At 47.6% G+C, this 13,938-nt stretch carries 13 protein-coding genes and 2 pseudogenes; 11 read left to right on the forward strand and 4 right to left on the reverse strand.

Translation table 11 applies throughout. From position 1 onward, the window contains the following. The first annotated feature begins 41 nt into the window (after positions 1-41). The 10 genes and pseudogenes from ACN6MW_RS20360 to ACN6MW_RS20405 all read left to right on the forward strand — a co-directional run bounded on the left by ACN6MW_RS20360 (position 42) and on the right by ACN6MW_RS20405 (position 10,962). Positions 42-1,688 (forward strand): extracellular solute-binding protein, encoded by a 1,647-nt coding sequence (locus ACN6MW_RS20360; protein WP_419871813.1) that lies wholly within the window; start codon positions 42-44, stop codon positions 1,686-1,688. A gap of 77 nt (positions 1,689-1,765) precedes the next feature. Next, entirely contained in the window at positions 1,766-2,656 is an 891-nt protein-coding gene (locus ACN6MW_RS20365; protein WP_419871814.1) for an ABC transporter permease, read from the forward strand. 10 nt (positions 2,657-2,666) lie between these two features. Next, positions 2,667-3,557 carry a carbohydrate ABC transporter permease gene (locus ACN6MW_RS20370; RefSeq protein ID WP_419871815.1) on the forward strand — a complete coding sequence of 297 codons (891 nt, stop codon included), beginning with the start codon at positions 2,667-2,669 and terminating at the stop codon, positions 3,555-3,557. Positions 3,558-3,638: 81 nt separating this feature from the next. After that, on the forward strand, positions 3,639-5,834 hold the full coding sequence (locus ACN6MW_RS20375; protein WP_419871816.1) for an alpha-galactosidase: 2,196 nt from the start codon (positions 3,639-3,641) through the stop codon (positions 5,832-5,834). Positions 5,835-5,855: 21 nt separating this feature from the next. Further along, the gene (locus ACN6MW_RS20380) at positions 5,856-7,985 is read left to right on the forward strand and encodes a Sip1-related alpha-galactosidase (protein ID WP_419871817.1); all 2,130 of its coding nucleotides are present in this window, start codon (positions 5,856-5,858) and stop codon (positions 7,983-7,985) included. Positions 7,986-7,991: 6 nt separating this feature from the next. Further along, the gene (locus tag ACN6MW_RS20385) at positions 7,992-8,129 is read left to right on the forward strand and encodes a hypothetical protein (RefSeq protein WP_419871818.1); all 138 of its coding nucleotides are present in this window, start codon (positions 7,992-7,994) and stop codon (positions 8,127-8,129) included. A gap of 87 nt (positions 8,130-8,216) precedes the next feature. Continuing rightward, entirely contained in the window at positions 8,217-9,287 is a 1,071-nt protein-coding gene (locus ACN6MW_RS20390; protein WP_419871819.1) for a glycoside hydrolase family 31 protein, read from the forward strand. Between the two features lie 54 nt (positions 9,288-9,341). After that, positions 9,342-9,515 (forward strand): hypothetical protein, encoded by a 174-nt coding sequence (locus ACN6MW_RS20395; RefSeq protein WP_419871820.1) that lies wholly within the window; start codon positions 9,342-9,344, stop codon positions 9,513-9,515. A 576-nt stretch (positions 9,516-10,091) separates the two neighbouring features. Then, positions 10,092-10,523 (forward strand): annotated as a pseudogene (locus ACN6MW_RS20400) (beta-galactosidase); the annotation flags it as partial. Then, complete coding sequence (locus ACN6MW_RS20405; protein WP_419871821.1) at positions 10,462-10,962, forward strand: carbohydrate-binding family 9-like protein; 501 nt, start codon at positions 10,462-10,464, stop codon at positions 10,960-10,962. The pseudogene ACN6MW_RS20400 and the gene ACN6MW_RS20405, both read left to right, overlap by 62 nt. A 151-nt stretch (positions 10,963-11,113) precedes the next feature. On the opposite strand, the gene ACN6MW_RS20410 is transcribed toward ACN6MW_RS20405, so the two are convergent. Continuing rightward, positions 11,114-11,644, reverse strand: coding sequence for a superoxide dismutase family protein (locus ACN6MW_RS20410; RefSeq protein WP_364144279.1), 531 nt, complete (start codon positions 11,642-11,644; stop codon positions 11,114-11,116). Positions 11,645-11,837: 193 nt separating this feature from the next. On the opposite strand from ACN6MW_RS20410, the gene ACN6MW_RS20415 reads away from it, so the two are divergent. After that, the gene (locus tag ACN6MW_RS20415) at positions 11,838-12,854 is read left to right on the forward strand and encodes an HD-GYP domain-containing protein (RefSeq protein WP_419871822.1); all 1,017 of its coding nucleotides are present in this window, start codon (positions 11,838-11,840) and stop codon (positions 12,852-12,854) included. Between the two features lie 92 nt (positions 12,855-12,946). Here the strand turns inward: ACN6MW_RS20415 and ACN6MW_RS20420 are convergent, their stop codons facing one another. The 3 genes and pseudogenes from ACN6MW_RS20420 to ACN6MW_RS20430 form a co-directional block, all read right to left on the reverse strand. Next, complete coding sequence (locus ACN6MW_RS20420; protein WP_364144591.1) at positions 12,947-13,147, reverse strand: YiaA/YiaB family inner membrane protein; 201 nt, start codon at positions 13,145-13,147, stop codon at positions 12,947-12,949. Between the two features lie 132 nt (positions 13,148-13,279). Next, positions 13,280-13,654, reverse strand: a pseudogene (locus tag ACN6MW_RS20425) (hypothetical protein); the annotation flags it as partial. Continuing rightward, a complete protein-coding gene (locus ACN6MW_RS20430; RefSeq protein WP_364144274.1) occupies positions 13,624-13,839 on the reverse strand; it encodes a hypothetical protein in 216 nt (71 codons plus the stop codon). The gene ACN6MW_RS20430 and the pseudogene ACN6MW_RS20425, both read right to left, overlap by 31 nt. Positions 13,840-13,938 lie beyond the last annotated feature (99 nt).

A 13,938-nucleotide genomic window follows, 5' to 3' on the forward strand; every position in this document is an offset into this window, starting at 1 on the left:
TTTCTCTAAATTCCATTATTGATACAAATGGGGGGTACAATATGAAACGAAAAGGATTATCCATCATCTTGGCATTTGCGCTAATGTTACTTGCTGCGTGCAGCAACGGTGAGGACAAGAAAGAGCAAGCGACGGAATCGGGAGCTGAATCTTCACAGGCGACGAAAGAGAATGGGGAAGTAGATTACGCTTTCGGGAAATACAATGAGCCGGTCACGATTCACACCGTTCGTGAACCGGATAATGCCATTCTTTATCCAGAGGGTGAAGACATAACGAACAACATCTGGACGCGGGAGTACAAGGAACGTTTCAACATCAACGTCGTGACGGATTGGGTATCCGACGATTACGAAACGAAGCTGAACCTCGCGATCTCGACCGGCGAGCTTCCTGATGTTTTCCGTGTAAACGCTGCGCAGCTGCAGAGGTTGATCGAAGCGGACATGGTTATGGATCTGACCGAGGTGTTCGACAAGTACGCATCAAATCGGATGAAAGAATACATGGAAATGGACCGTGATAGCTTTGAATCCGGCATGAAAGATAACAAATTATACAGTATCCCGCAATTGCACTACGGCTTAATTGATCAGCCCGATTTTCTCTGGATCCGCAACGATTGGAAGGAAGAACTCGGGCTTCAGGATCCGCAGACGATAGACGACGTTAAGAACATCGCGCTCAAGTTCATGGAGAAATACGGCGGTTACGGCATGGCGGTTGATCAGACGCTCGATACACTTAACACTCTCGCAGTCGCATGGGGAGCTCATCCGGGCATATGGGTTCCAGACAAAGACGGCAAGGTCGTTTACGGTTCGACCCAGCCCGAAATGAAGGACGCACTTGCAACATTTGCAGAATGGTATAAGCTCGGTATTATCGATCCGGAATTTTCGATTAAAGATATGGCAGCAATGAACGCCAATGTCGTCGCTGGCAAAGTCGGCGTACAACCTCACTACCAGTGGTGGGGCTATAATCCGGGCATGGATGTTGTCTCTAACTTGGGTAAGGATGGGATATTCTATCCATACAGCATACCGCCCGCAAATGGCGAACCAGTGATTCATTCCGTTTCTTTCGCAAACGGGAACTACCTTGTCGTAAACAAGAAATCTAAGAATCCGGAGGCGGTGTTCAAGCTGATAAACTTCTACGCCTATATGATGGACGAAGGATTTAGCAAGGAATCGCCAGAGACGTTGGCCACTTTCGTAAACGATCACATGGAACAAGCTCCTCAACCGTTTAAGGTCACGAACCCGAACACGGACTACGAGCAGTTCGTGAAGGTCAGCGAGGCGATGAAGACGAAAGACACGAGCAATTTCACAGCGACTGGTCAGTGGCAGAAGTACAACAACAGTGTCGAGTTTGAAACGAAAGGCACACCGGTCGCGGTTGGCGACTACCTGCAGCAAGGCGCGACGAGAAGCGCATATGGCCTCGCTAAGCCCATTATCGACAACAATCAGTATATTAAGACCTCGCTTTGGGGAGCACAGCCCAAGGAACTTGCCAAATACGGCTCTACGCTAAACGATATTCTGAAAGAAGGCTTTACGAAGATCATCATGGGTACTGAGAGCGTCGATTATTTCGATAAGCTCATCAAGGACTGGCGGGTAGCCGGTGGAGACGAAGTAACCGAAGTTGTAAACAAAATGTACGGCAACAAATAACTAACGATTGAGAACCATGTAAAGAGGCGAGTTTACGCTCGCTTCTTTATATTACTCTAGGAACGGAGGATCGGGACATGTTGAGAAAGTTAAGGCAACAGAGGGCTTACCACCTCATGCTGCTTCCGAGCATCATTATCATTTTTATCTTCAGCTATCTCCCCTTCTATGGATTGGTCATCGCGTTTCAAGACTACAATCCGGGGCTCGGCTTCCATTCACCATGGGTCGGAATGGAAAACTTCGAACACGTTTTCAAGCAAGAGAAATTCCTGCGCACGATCTGGAATACGCTGTACATGTCGATTTTCAAATTGATCGGTGGCATTGTCGTGCCGGTTATCTTCGCTTTATTACTGAACGAAGTAAAGCAGAAGGCCTTCAAACGGACGTTCCAAACGCTTGTCTATATCCCGAACTTTCTATCCTGGGTCATTATGGCCGGCATCATGATCGATATTCTAGCTTCGGATGGGATCATCAACAATTTACTCGTAAGCATCGGCGTGAAGCCCGTTTCTTTCCTGGGCAACCCCTCGATCTTCCCGTGGACGATGATCGTCTCCGATATCTGGAAAGGGTTCGGCTTCGGCACGGTCGTTTATTTGGCTGCTTTGTCAGGCATCGACCCGGGTCTGTATGAGGCGGCCCTGATCGACGGGGCGAATCGTTGGAAGCAGACGATCTATATTACACTGCCTCTGCTTGCACCGATAATTATCCTGATGGCGGTCCTGTCCCTCGGTAACGTCATGAACGCGGGTTTCGACCAAATCTACAACCTTTATTCCCCCGTTGTCTACGAATCCGGTGACATCATCGATACGTATGTGTATCGGCTCGGCATTGTGCAAGCTCAATATTCAATAGGCACGGCGATCGGTCTGTTCAAATCGGTCATCACTTGTATCCTGGTCGTATTGTCCCTCGTGCTAGCGAAAAAAGCCGCAGGATATAAGATTTATTAAGGAGGAAGCTATGGTTCAAGACAAAAGCCTAGGGCGCAGGCTGTTTATTTTCGCCAATTATTCGATTCTGTTCTTGGTTTCGCTAATTTGTATCCTGCCGTTCGCTAATCTGCTTGCTGTTTCCTTTAGCGGTAGCGCAGCAGTAGCGGCAAGAGAAGTCGTATTCTGGCCGGTCGATTTTACGACGAAGGCTTATGAGTTTGCATTAAAAGGAGACCAATTTTTACAATCTGTATGGGTATCAACCCAGCGTGTCGTGTTGGGGACAATAATCAACCTCATCTTGATGGTCCTCACCGCATATCCGCTTTCCAAAACGAAGGAGAAAGTGATGGGACGCGGAATCTATATGGGTTTTTTTGTATTGACGATGCTATTTAATGGGGGATTGATCCCGAGCTATCTCATCGTCGTTAAAACCGGACTTATCGACTCCATCTGGTCGCTTATTCTGCCAGGCGCTTTGCCCGTCTACAGCATGATCATTCTTATGAACTTCATTCGGAGCCTGCCGGAAGAGATCGAGGAATCGGCGACGATCGACGGAGCCGGTCCGATGCAAATCTTGATCCGCATCCTCCTGCCGCTTCTTAAGCCGGCGCTCGCGACCGTCGGACTGTTCAGCATCGTTGGGCATTGGAACTCATGGTTTGATGGCATTATCTATATGAACAATCCGGATAATTACCCGCTGCAAAGCTATTTGCAGACACTGCTGCTCAACTTCGAGAAAATGATGTTGAGATCCGGCACCGACTATACGAAGCTCCTCGCCCAAATGAACGTACGAACCGGCCGCGCAGCGCAGTTGTTCCTTGGAACGGTCCCGATCCTAATCGTCTATCCGTTCCTGCAGAAATATTTTACGAAAGGACTCGTGCTCGGCAGTGTGAAAGGTTGATTTGGGCTCACAACTCGGATATGGATCAGTGAGAGGAGAATTACCGCAGGGTAGCTAATCAGTATTTGGGGAGGAAGATACATGAATATACATTTCGATGAAAAGAGGAAGATTTTTCACCTCAGTAATAAAGGAATCAGTTATGTGATGAAGGTATTGGATGGAGGTTATCTTGTCCATTTGTACTGGGGAAGGAGTATTGTCTCCTATAACGAAAGCAACCCTCTGATATTTTTGGATAGAGGCTTCTCACCTAACCCAAACCCTATGGACCGCAGCTTTTCTTTGGATACGATACCTCATGAATATCCGGTGTACGGAAACGGGGACTACCGGCAGCCTGCATTCCAGTTACAACTGGAAGACGGATCTACGATATCTGACTTACGATATCATTCTCATAGGATTTGTCATGGGAAATCAGTACTAAAAGGCCTTCCTGCGACTTATGCAGAGAACGATAAGGAGGCTATTTCCCTTGAGATTGTACTGGAAGATGCGCATCTTGGCTTGTCGGTCGCGTTAACCTATTGCATCTTCCGTGACCATGATGCCATCTGCCGCTCCGTTGCCATCACAAATCTTGGGCAGAACAATATCAAACTGTTGCGTGTTTCAAGCGCAAGTGTGGACTTTCGGGATGATGAATTTGAGTGGTTGACCCTTTATGGAGCACATACGAATGAACGGAATATAGAAAGGCGTCCGCTTACCCACGGCGTTCAAGCCATCACCAGTGCCCGGGGTGCCAGCAGCCCGCAGCAGAATCCTTTCATGGCCTTATTGCGAAAAGGAGCCGACGAGAGTAAGGGAGAGGTATACGGTTTTAGTTTGGTGTACAGCGGCAACTTCCTTGCCCAGGTAGAGGTGGAGCAGTATCATACCTGCCGGGCATCGATCGGGATTAATCCGTTCGATTTCACCTGGCTGTTAGGTCCGGGGGAAACCTTTCAAACGCCCGAGGCAGTTATGGTCTTTTCCTCGGATGGGCTGGGGGGGATGTCCCGCACGTACCACGAATTGTACAGATCCCGTTTATGCAGGGGCAAACATAGGGATCGAGTCAGGCCGATCTTGATAAACAACTGGGAAGCAACCTATTTCAATTTTGATGCGCAGAAATTGGAGGGCCTGGCAGATGAAGCGCAGCGTCTTGGAATCGAGCTGTTTGTGTTAGATGACGGATGGTTTGTGCACCGCGACGATGATACCAGCTCATTAGGAGATTGGCAGGTGGACAAGCGTAAGCTGCCGGACGGCCTTGCAGATTTGGCTGAAAGAATTCGTGCCAGAGGGATGGAGTTTGGATTATGGTTTGAACCTGAGATGATATCGGAGGATAGCCATCTGTACAGGGAACACCCTGATTGGTGTATCCAAGTAGAAGGACGGCCGAAGACATGGGGAAGGAACCAATTTGTTCTTGACCTGTCCCGGCCGGAGGTTTGCGATTATATTGTCGGTGTGATAACCGAGGTGTTGAATAGCGCACCCATCAGTTATGTCAAATGGGATATGAACCGTCATTTGACAGAAGTTGGATCCCTTGCCTGGCCTCCTGAACGTCAAAGAGAAATCGCCCACCGATATATTCTTGGTTTATATCACGTCTTGGAGCAAATTACGTCTTCGTTTCCTGATATTTTATTCGAAAGCTGCTCTGGAGGCGGCGGCAGATTCGATCCGGGAATGCTGTTTTATATGCCCCAAACTTGGGCCAGCGACAATTCGGATGCGGTCAGCCGCCTAAATATCCAATACGGGACAAGTCTCGTCTATCCAATCAGTACCATTGGGGCGCACGTGTCCGTTGTGCCGAATCACCAAGTACATCGGGTTACTTCTTTGGATATCCGTTCTCACGTTGCCATGTCAGGGAATTTGGGATTTGAGCTCGACCTTACGAAGTTAAGCGAAGAAGAAAAGGATTTTATCCGCAAGATGATCTCTCAATATAAGGAAATCAGGTCAGTTATTCAATTCGGAGATTTCTACCGTTTGCTTGATCCCTTCCAAGGTAACGAAGCGGCGTGGATGTTCGTTTCCGAAAACAAGAGTGAAGCGGTTGTAGGTTACTTTAAGGTTCTTGCGCAGCCGGGGGAACGGATAAGAATCCTGCGTTTAGACGGTTTACATCCTGATGCGAAGTACAAACATGCAGAGACCGGCCGCATTTACGGCGGTGACGAATTAATGCATGCAGGGTTAACCATTCCGGTCATGCATGGCGACTTTACGAGTGTGTTCTACAGATTTCAACAGGTTGAATTAACTTAGATTCCGGGAGGGTAAAAAATTTTGCTGGATTTCTTACAAACAGGAGATAGGCTTGATTTGGTTGACGGCGGGGAGACGGTTATAAAAGGAATCTCAGCTGTTGTGAACTTGGACGATGGTTCCAGCCACACTTTACATTTGTCACAGGTGATCGCAGGAGAAGAAAGCGGGTTGCCGGTAACAGATTGCGAATTTCGGAATGAGGCTGAAGGACTTTTAGTTAAGCTTCATTTGAGCATAGAGGAAGGCTGTGCAGCGATATCTCTTTCCGCATCGATTGATAATCCGCTGTTTGATCATTTGCGTTTTTTTGACAGTAACAAAGGGATTGTGCTAACGATGGAAAGCTTCCCTGGAATGACGGGCCTGTTGGGGCATTACCGGTTTAACGATTGGTGGACAAGACCGTATACCGGGACACTCGATGGGTTGCCCAGCCGAACGCAGCAGCTGCTAATAGAACGTGAAACAGGCTCCTTCTTTCAAATCATACCGCTTTGCGAAGAAAACGGTAAGGCAGATTTGCAGGGAACAACCGCAGGGAATTTGCAAATGGTTGTGTTTAACAACACAGGCGGGTACAGTCGCATGAATACCTCTGTTGCGATGTTGGGGATCCATGAGAATCCGTTCGAATTGGCGGAACATACGTTAACCTCGGCGAGACGCAAACTTGGTGTTGCAAATAAGGATGAACGGCAATATCCGGATATTTTTGAGTACATCGGATGGTGTACTTGGGATGCCTTTTACCAACAGGTGTCCGAAGAGGGGATCGTACAAAAGTGCAATGAATTTAAGAACATGAATCTTCCGGTACGCTGGGTGATCATTGACGACGGATGGCAGGACATTAAGGATGGGAAGCTTGTATCTTTTAAGGCGGATGCAGGCAAATTTCCGGGCGGACTTGCAAGTGTTGTAGACAAGTTAAAGGAGCTGGATATCAATTCAGTAGGAGTATGGCATACATTCGCAGGCTATTGGGGCGGTATTCATCCTGAAAGTGAATTGGCTGCGAAGATGAAAGAACATCTGATGCCCACCAACGGGGGTGCTCTTATTCCTGCATGTGATGACCGCGGATTTGGCTTTTGGAATGAGTTTCATCAGCAGTTACGCCTTCAGGGAATTCGACTCATCAAGGTAGATGGACAAAGTGCGATAGGCAATTTAACAAAACATCATCTTTCTGCAGGAAAGGCCGCTAAAGGGGGACATGTGGCACTGGAGGCTTCTGCCGCCATGCATTTCCATTATCAAATGATCAACTGCATGGGAATGGCCTCGGAAAACTTATGGAGCAGGCCCATGTCCGCCATTAGCCGTAACAGTGATGATTTTGTTCCCCAGAACCCGGATTGCTTCGCAGAACACGCCATGCAAAATGTATACAACTCGTTCTATCATGGCCATCTCTACTGGGGAGATTGGGATATGTTCTGGACGGTTCATGCCGATGCGGAACGTCATGCCCTTCTTCGAGCGGTAAGCGGTGGACCAGTATATTTTAGCGATCCTCTTCAAGCAACCGACCCCAATTTGATCCGACCGCTGATTGAACGTGACGGGAAGCTGTTGCGCTGCGACTTGCCCGGGATGCCGACATTGGATTGCTTGACTGTAGATCCGGTCCATGAAAATGCTGCATTAAAGATATGGAGCCGTGCCGGGGATGCTGGAATTGTTGCTGCATTTCATATCAACAAAGATGGACAGCCGATCCAAAGCCGGATTCGTCCTGCAGATATTCCGGGGCTGCATGGAAGCCGGTTTGCAGTCTACGAATATTTCTCGAAAGCATGTTCGGTGATTGGGCGTGATGAAGAATATCCGATCGTCCTGAATGAGAAGGAAGCCAAACTGTTCATTCTGGTCAGCTGCGACTCGGGGATTGCCCCGATTGGATTGACAAACAAGATGATTTCCCCCAAAACGATCAAGCATATCATTCGAAACGAATCCAGGACCGCGTTTTTTCTGGACGAAGGGGGAGCATTTACTTTCTTTGCGGATAAAAGACCTGATTTCGTTGAAGTAAACGGAGTAACGAGAGAGCTGAGATCTCATTCCGATGATTCGCAGCTTTATACTGTCGATTGCCATGACCTTCATGGACCGGTTTGTGTTCAAATTGTGATGGAGGAGTAATCATAGATGACAACTCATGGACTGATGATCGAACTGCTGCCTGACGAATATTGGTGGGGAGGCCGCGCCGCTGATGGTCGAAGCATGCCCTTTGGCACTTCATCCTTTAGCGTGGACTTGGCTTCAAACCTCAATGGCAATTAGGCCTGCCCGTTACTTATTTCGAGCAAAGGCAGATATATTTGGAGTGAAGAACCCTTTTTCTTTCAATTCGAACAAAATAGTTTAAAGGTGAGCGGTGCAGGAGAGCTCATTTCAGGAGAAGGCCATGAAACCTTACGGGGAGCGTACAGCTATGTATCTCGAACCTTCTTTCCCTCTAGTTCTTCGATTCCGGAGGAACTGCTGTTCACGGCTCCTCAATATAATCTTTGGATTGAACTGCTTTATGAACCTACACAAGAGAAGGTATTGCAATATGCGAAAGATGTGCTTGCAAACGGGATGCCTCCTGGCGTTATTATGATCGATGATAATTGGCATGAGCCTTATGGAACCTGGAAGTTCCATTCCGGCCGCTTCCCGGAACCTAAGCGTATGGTACAGGAACTTCACGCTATGGGCTTCAAGGTAATGCTTTGGGTATGTCCTTTCGTTACTCCGGATTCCCTCACTTACCGTCAGCTCGATCAGACAGGGATTCTCTTGAAGGATCGGGACGGCAAGACGGCGATACGAAAATGGTGGAACGGCTACAGTGCGGTGCTGGATTGCACCAACCCTCTGGCCGTTCAATGGATGCATGAGCAGCTTGATGCTTTGCAGAAAGAATATGGGATCGACGGCTTCAAGCTGGATACCGGTGACTCGGAGTTCTACGAGTCTGACGACCTCAGTTATATCCCCGCCACAACTCGCAATGGACATTGTGAGGCATGGGCCAAGGTTGGTCTGAAATATCCGCTTAATGAATACCGTGCCTGCTGGAAGCTTGCAGGACAACCTCTTGTTCAGCGGCTCAAGGATAAAAACCACGAATGGGAAGGCAATGGACTCGATGCCTTAATTCCAGATGGCTTAGCGCAAGGTCTTCTCGGTTATGCCTATAGCTGTCCTGATATGATCGGTGGCGGAGAGTACATGAGTTTTACGTCGGTTCAATTAGACTCCGAATTAGTTGTGCGTTATGCCCAGTGCTCCGCGCTATTCCCGATGATGCAATTTTCTGCAGCACCTTGGCGGATAATGAATAACGAACACTTGGGGTACTGTGTAGACGCGGCCCGGCTCCATGCGCAGATCGGACCGGAGATTCTGGAACTTGCAATGCAATCCTCCAAGACGGGCGAGCCGATTCTATGACACATGGCTTATGAATTTCCAAATGAGGGAATGGAGAAGATCATCGACCAATTTATGCTAGGTAGTTCCCTGTTGGTTGCCCCCGTTGTTAAGCAAGGGGCTAGAGTTCGGCAGGTATCGTTCCCTTCCGGTACATGGATCGGCGACGACGGCAGTATCGTCGAAGGACCGACGAAACGGCAGATCGATGTGCCGCTGAGTAGACTACCTTGGTACAGGAAACAATAAATGGAAGAGGAGAAGCCGTTACATGTGGCTTCTTTTTGCTCGTTAGTTGAGAAGCGCTGAGGCTTTCTGAAGTACACAAGGCCTTCTAAGCTAATGAAGCACTTGAAATTTGCCGAATCCACCTAATTGATGTTGTTATTACGGATATTCGCAAACCAGGCATGTCAGGTCTGGAACTTATAAAAGAAATCAAAAACAAATTGGAAACGGACAAAATGCATATTGCTTACGGGTTATTCTGAATTTGAATATGCCCGTGAAGCATTGAAAAATCGCGCAGACGGATATTTATTAAAGCCGTTTAGTACGGATGAAGAGCGGCAGGAGTTCGCTTCCGTACTTGAGCAAATCAAACAAGATTAGGGTCATATCACTTCCCAGCTAAAGGCATTGTATACCCTTGCGAGAATTTGCCTCTTCTCAGAAACCATTTGCTTATGGATTTAATGCAGGGCAAACATATCGTGATTAGAGGCGTTGTTTTAGTTTCCATGCACATTGAGCGATGATGTAGGGGGTTACATGATGAGAACGAATCAAGAACAGCTCCAAATCATTGAAACTCTCCGTAAAGAAGAATGGGAATTTGGCGGACTGCCTTCTTGGTTGCTGGCAGACTCGGATATGCGTCTCCGTTGCTACCATCAGCCGTTTCTAGATCATGTGGATGCTTACTATGATGTGCTGCTTCCGAAATTAAAACCACTCCTATGCACCAATGGCGGACCGATAATCGCGATGCAGGTCGAGAATGAATATGGTAGCTACAGCAATGACAAACGGTATTTGATTCATCAAAAAGAAAGCATCATTGCTCGTGGAATGGACGTGCTGTTATTCACTTCTGACGGACCTGAAGATGCAATGCTGCAAGGCGGTATGATCGATGGTGTTCTGGCAACGGTGAATTTTGGATCCCGTGCAGCAGAAGCTTTCGAGAAGCTTAATGAATATCAACCGGATGCGCCGTTTATGTGTATGGAATATTGGAACGGTTGGTTTGATCACTTGTGAGGATCGGCATATTGCCTCGGATTTTTTGAACCGGGATGATCCCTTATACGAACAGGATGTTGTCGAGCTGTTTTTTGATGAGTATGGTAACGGCACTCATTATTTAGAGCTAGAAGTCAGTCCTCGCAACGTTGTGTTCGACGCCCGTATTGAGAATGACGGCTTCGGCAATACGGTGCGGATCGATAAAGAGTGGGATTTTGTCGGCTTAAAGACGAATGTCTATTTGGATGCACCGGACAGACTAGTCTACGAAATCCAAATTCCGGCTTGTAATTTTGACCGTCCGTTTCATGCGGGGATGCAGTGGAGGGCGAACTTTTACCGGATTGACGAGAATCCGGAAGGATTGCGCGAATATCAAGCATGGCAGCCGACGGGTGCCGTTAATTTTCATGTGTCCGACGAATTCGGAACAATACAGTTCATTTAAGTAGGGATATAGCGCTATGAAAAAGGGAAATAACATCTGGTCGGCAGTACCCAAATGAAGTATGCCTTACAATTTGTGAAAAAGTGGTTGAACAGAAAACATTTCTGTTCAACCACTTTTTCGTTCGATTTTGTTATAGCTTTTATCCAAGTTAATTGATAACACCGCAAGCAATACGATTGCCGGAGTTACCGGAGGGATCGGTTACGTAATCGTCTGCTTTCTCGTGAATGACAAGCGCCGTGCCGCCTTCCTTCAATAAGGAGTTTGGTTTGCCCTTAAGGAGAGTAACGTCGGCGCTGGCGATATCCGCCGTGACTTTGCCGTCTGCGCCCACTGCAATATTCGGCAGGTCGCCGCCGTGATACCCCTTGGGATTGTTAAAGCCATGCTGCTTGCTCATAGGATTAAAATGGTCGCCAGCCGATTTAAAGTCAGGCGCCTCGCATTTGCCGATATTGTGGAAGTGGACGCCATGCGTGCCTGGCGCTAGCTGCTCCGCTTCAATGTGAATAAACACTTTGTCTGCTTTTTGCACAAGCTGGGCGGAACCGATTTGCTTGCCCTCACCGTTATTAATGGGGATTAACAGGGCCGAGGGCTCGGAGCTCGACATCGCCATTGCGGCTCCAAGCGATTGCGTCAGAAATAACAAACCAATCAAGGTAACGATTTTCTTCATAGAGTCCTCCTGCTTAATAGTTTTACGTCCATATTTTTCTAAAACGGTACTGACAATATGATTCACACAAACATAACTTTTATTCATCGATAGGAGGATTATTTGCCAATCTTTTCTGATTGTTAATAAGCCACGCTTAAGGAAGTTATGATAAACTAAATATTGGAAGCGCTAAGTCCGAAGGAGTGGAGCAATGGAGCAGTTGATCGGAAAAAGAACGAAACATGATATTTTGAATGCATACGGCGTTACGGTAGTTCCCGCAGAAGCCGTCCTAACACCGGAATCCTTGCAAATCCTAATAAATCATCGAATAGACATAAACTCAATTGTGTTTGCTTCGGATAGAGAACCCGTTCAAGAGAAGAGCATTCAAATCGGGGAACTGGTGCAGCAAACCGTCACCGTCTCGAAGGAGCTTTTTGAATCCATTTTGTTGTCACGCAAGATTCCGTTAATGGAGATTCGTAACGAAGTGCTGCCCGCTATTATGCAGCTTTCCAAAAATCCGGACATATTCGAATTATTCGAAGCGGTGAAAGCCAAGGATGATTACGTCTACGAGCATAATATCGGTGTCGGCGTCATTTCGACCCTCATTGGCAGATGGATGAATTTGGATAATTCGGAGCTGTCGATCCTGTCATTGGCTGCGACTTTGCACGACGTAGGGAAAGTGAAGCTTCCGCTCGAAATATTAAATAAACCAGGCAGGCTGAACGAGGTTGAGTTCCAGCTCGTGAAGAAGCATACGATATTTGGTTACGAATTGCTCAAGGGAACGACGGGCTTGAGCTTGCGAATCGCCAGGGTTGCGCTGCAGCATCATGAGCGCGAGGATGGCAACGGGTATCCGCTGGGATTAAAGAAAGAAAACATAGATTTATTCAGTTCCATCGTATCGGTCGCGGATATTTTTCATGCGATGTCCTCGAAGAGGCCGTATCATGAGCCTATGTCCTTTCATGAGATTGTCGGCCAAATGAGCGCAGGAAAGTTTGGCGCCCTAAATCCGCATATCGTTTCGGTGTTTATTGAGAACATGATGAAACGGTTGGTCGGGAAGCAAGTACTGCTTACGGATGGACGAGCCGGAGAGGTTGTTTATATCAATCCGCATAATATCGAGACGCCGTTAATTAAACTGGCCGATTATTTCTTGGATTTAAGCCAAGAGCGCGATGTTCATATCCAAACGATTATTGCTTAAAATAAACAAAAAAGCGCTGCCGGCAACCTACGTTGTTTAGCAGCGCTTTTTTTCGTATTTAGTTCGTGTATGTCTGCCCGTTGACGCTTGGTTTAGCCTTCGAAATCCTCTGCGGCATTTGCATGCAGGCTGTCTTCCTCGTTATCCCTGATCGTTTTCTGGAGGACTAAGCAGGCTACGATGAGAAAGGCGCCGGCAATGGCGTAGTAGCCCTTTACGTAAAGCGGCTCTTCAAGCACATAGATCCCGATATATTGGGCGAGAACAGCAAGGATAAAGCCTGCCCAAGCCATAAACGAGAAGGCGGAGGTGTTGCGGCTTCTGTACCCGGGATTGTAGTCTTTCAAAAATTTGTCCTCATCGTTGTCGCGCGCTACCTTTTGCAGCAGGAAGGAAGTGATGATCAAGAGCACGCCGGTTACGGCGTAATAGCCCTGTACGGACATCGGCTGCTTAAGCGTATAGATGCCGACAAATTCAAAGCCGCAGGCGAGAAGAAAGGCTGCCCAAGCCATGAATGTATAGGTAGGGGTATTGCGGCGGCGGTAAAAGTTAGCCGGTTTGCGTACATGCGTCGTTTCCATTTTTTCCATTGGTAAAGGCCTCCCGAATCGAGTTGTTGTTGTGGTAGTCGATGTCTTTAGTTTACAGCATATTCCTATTCCCAAAAGTACCAACTTATTATGGTACCAGGTGCTAGCAACAGAAAAACGGTGCCAGCCTGCCGCTCGATAGCGTTTAGGCTGACACCGTTTATTCCGTCTTTCAACTAGCGCTTCCTCAGTACGAAAAACTCGCATGCCTTCCGGTTGTGGTAAGCAATATCGCTTACCCCCGACTGGGTTACGACAACGCTATCGTCAAACCGCACGACCAGCGAGCTTGAATCGATGAGCTGATTGTCTTGAAAAACCCGAATGCGCTGCTGCTGCGCGATGACCTCTTCAAAATCAAGGTCGCTGCTAAGCCTTCGGTTTATGGCCATGGGTAAGCTCCTTCACCAGGGAAATCATTTCTTTTAGTCTATCGCATGAATGACGGCGTTGCAAAGTCCTCTTTGTCGCCTCGCCCAAACCTATGATAC

This window comes from Pristimantibacillus sp. PTI5 (assembly GCF_048572955.1).
Classification (GTDB): Bacteria; Bacillota; Bacilli; order Paenibacillales; family Paenibacillaceae; genus Pristimantibacillus.

What these genes read in the sequence shown, in the direction of transcription:
- ACN6MW_RS20360 (WP_419871813.1), top strand. Translation starts at nt 42, where the DNA reads ATGAAACGAAAAGGATTATCCATCATCTTGGCATTTGCGCTAATGTTA.
- ACN6MW_RS20395 (WP_419871820.1), top strand. Translation starts at nt 9,342, where the DNA reads ATGCTAGGTAGTTCCCTGTTGGTTGCCCCCGTTGTTAAGCAAGGGGCT.
- ACN6MW_RS20420 (WP_364144591.1), bottom strand. Translation starts at nt 13,147, where the DNA reads ATGGCTTGGGCAGGCTTTATCCTTGCTGTTCTCGCCCAATATATCGGG.
- ACN6MW_RS20365 (WP_419871814.1), top strand. Translation starts at nt 1,766, where the DNA reads ATGTTGAGAAAGTTAAGGCAACAGAGGGCTTACCACCTCATGCTGCTT.
- ACN6MW_RS20410 (WP_364144279.1), bottom strand. Translation starts at nt 11,644, where the DNA reads ATGAAGAAAATCGTTACCTTGATTGGTTTGTTATTTCTGACGCAATCG.
- ACN6MW_RS20370 (WP_419871815.1), top strand. Translation starts at nt 2,667, where the DNA reads ATGGTTCAAGACAAAAGCCTAGGGCGCAGGCTGTTTATTTTCGCCAAT.
- ACN6MW_RS20405 (WP_419871821.1), top strand. Translation starts at nt 10,462, where the DNA reads ATGAATATCAACCGGATGCGCCGTTTATGTGTATGGAATATTGGAACG.
- ACN6MW_RS20415 (WP_419871822.1), top strand. Translation starts at nt 11,838, where the DNA reads ATGGAGCAGTTGATCGGAAAAAGAACGAAACATGATATTTTGAATGCA.
- ACN6MW_RS20430 (WP_364144274.1), bottom strand. Translation starts at nt 13,839, where the DNA reads ATGGCCATAAACCGAAGGCTTAGCAGCGACCTTGATTTTGAAGAGGTC.
- ACN6MW_RS20375 (WP_419871816.1), top strand. Translation starts at nt 3,639, where the DNA reads ATGAATATACATTTCGATGAAAAGAGGAAGATTTTTCACCTCAGTAAT.
- ACN6MW_RS20385 (WP_419871818.1), top strand. Translation starts at nt 7,992, where the DNA reads ATGACAACTCATGGACTGATGATCGAACTGCTGCCTGACGAATATTGG.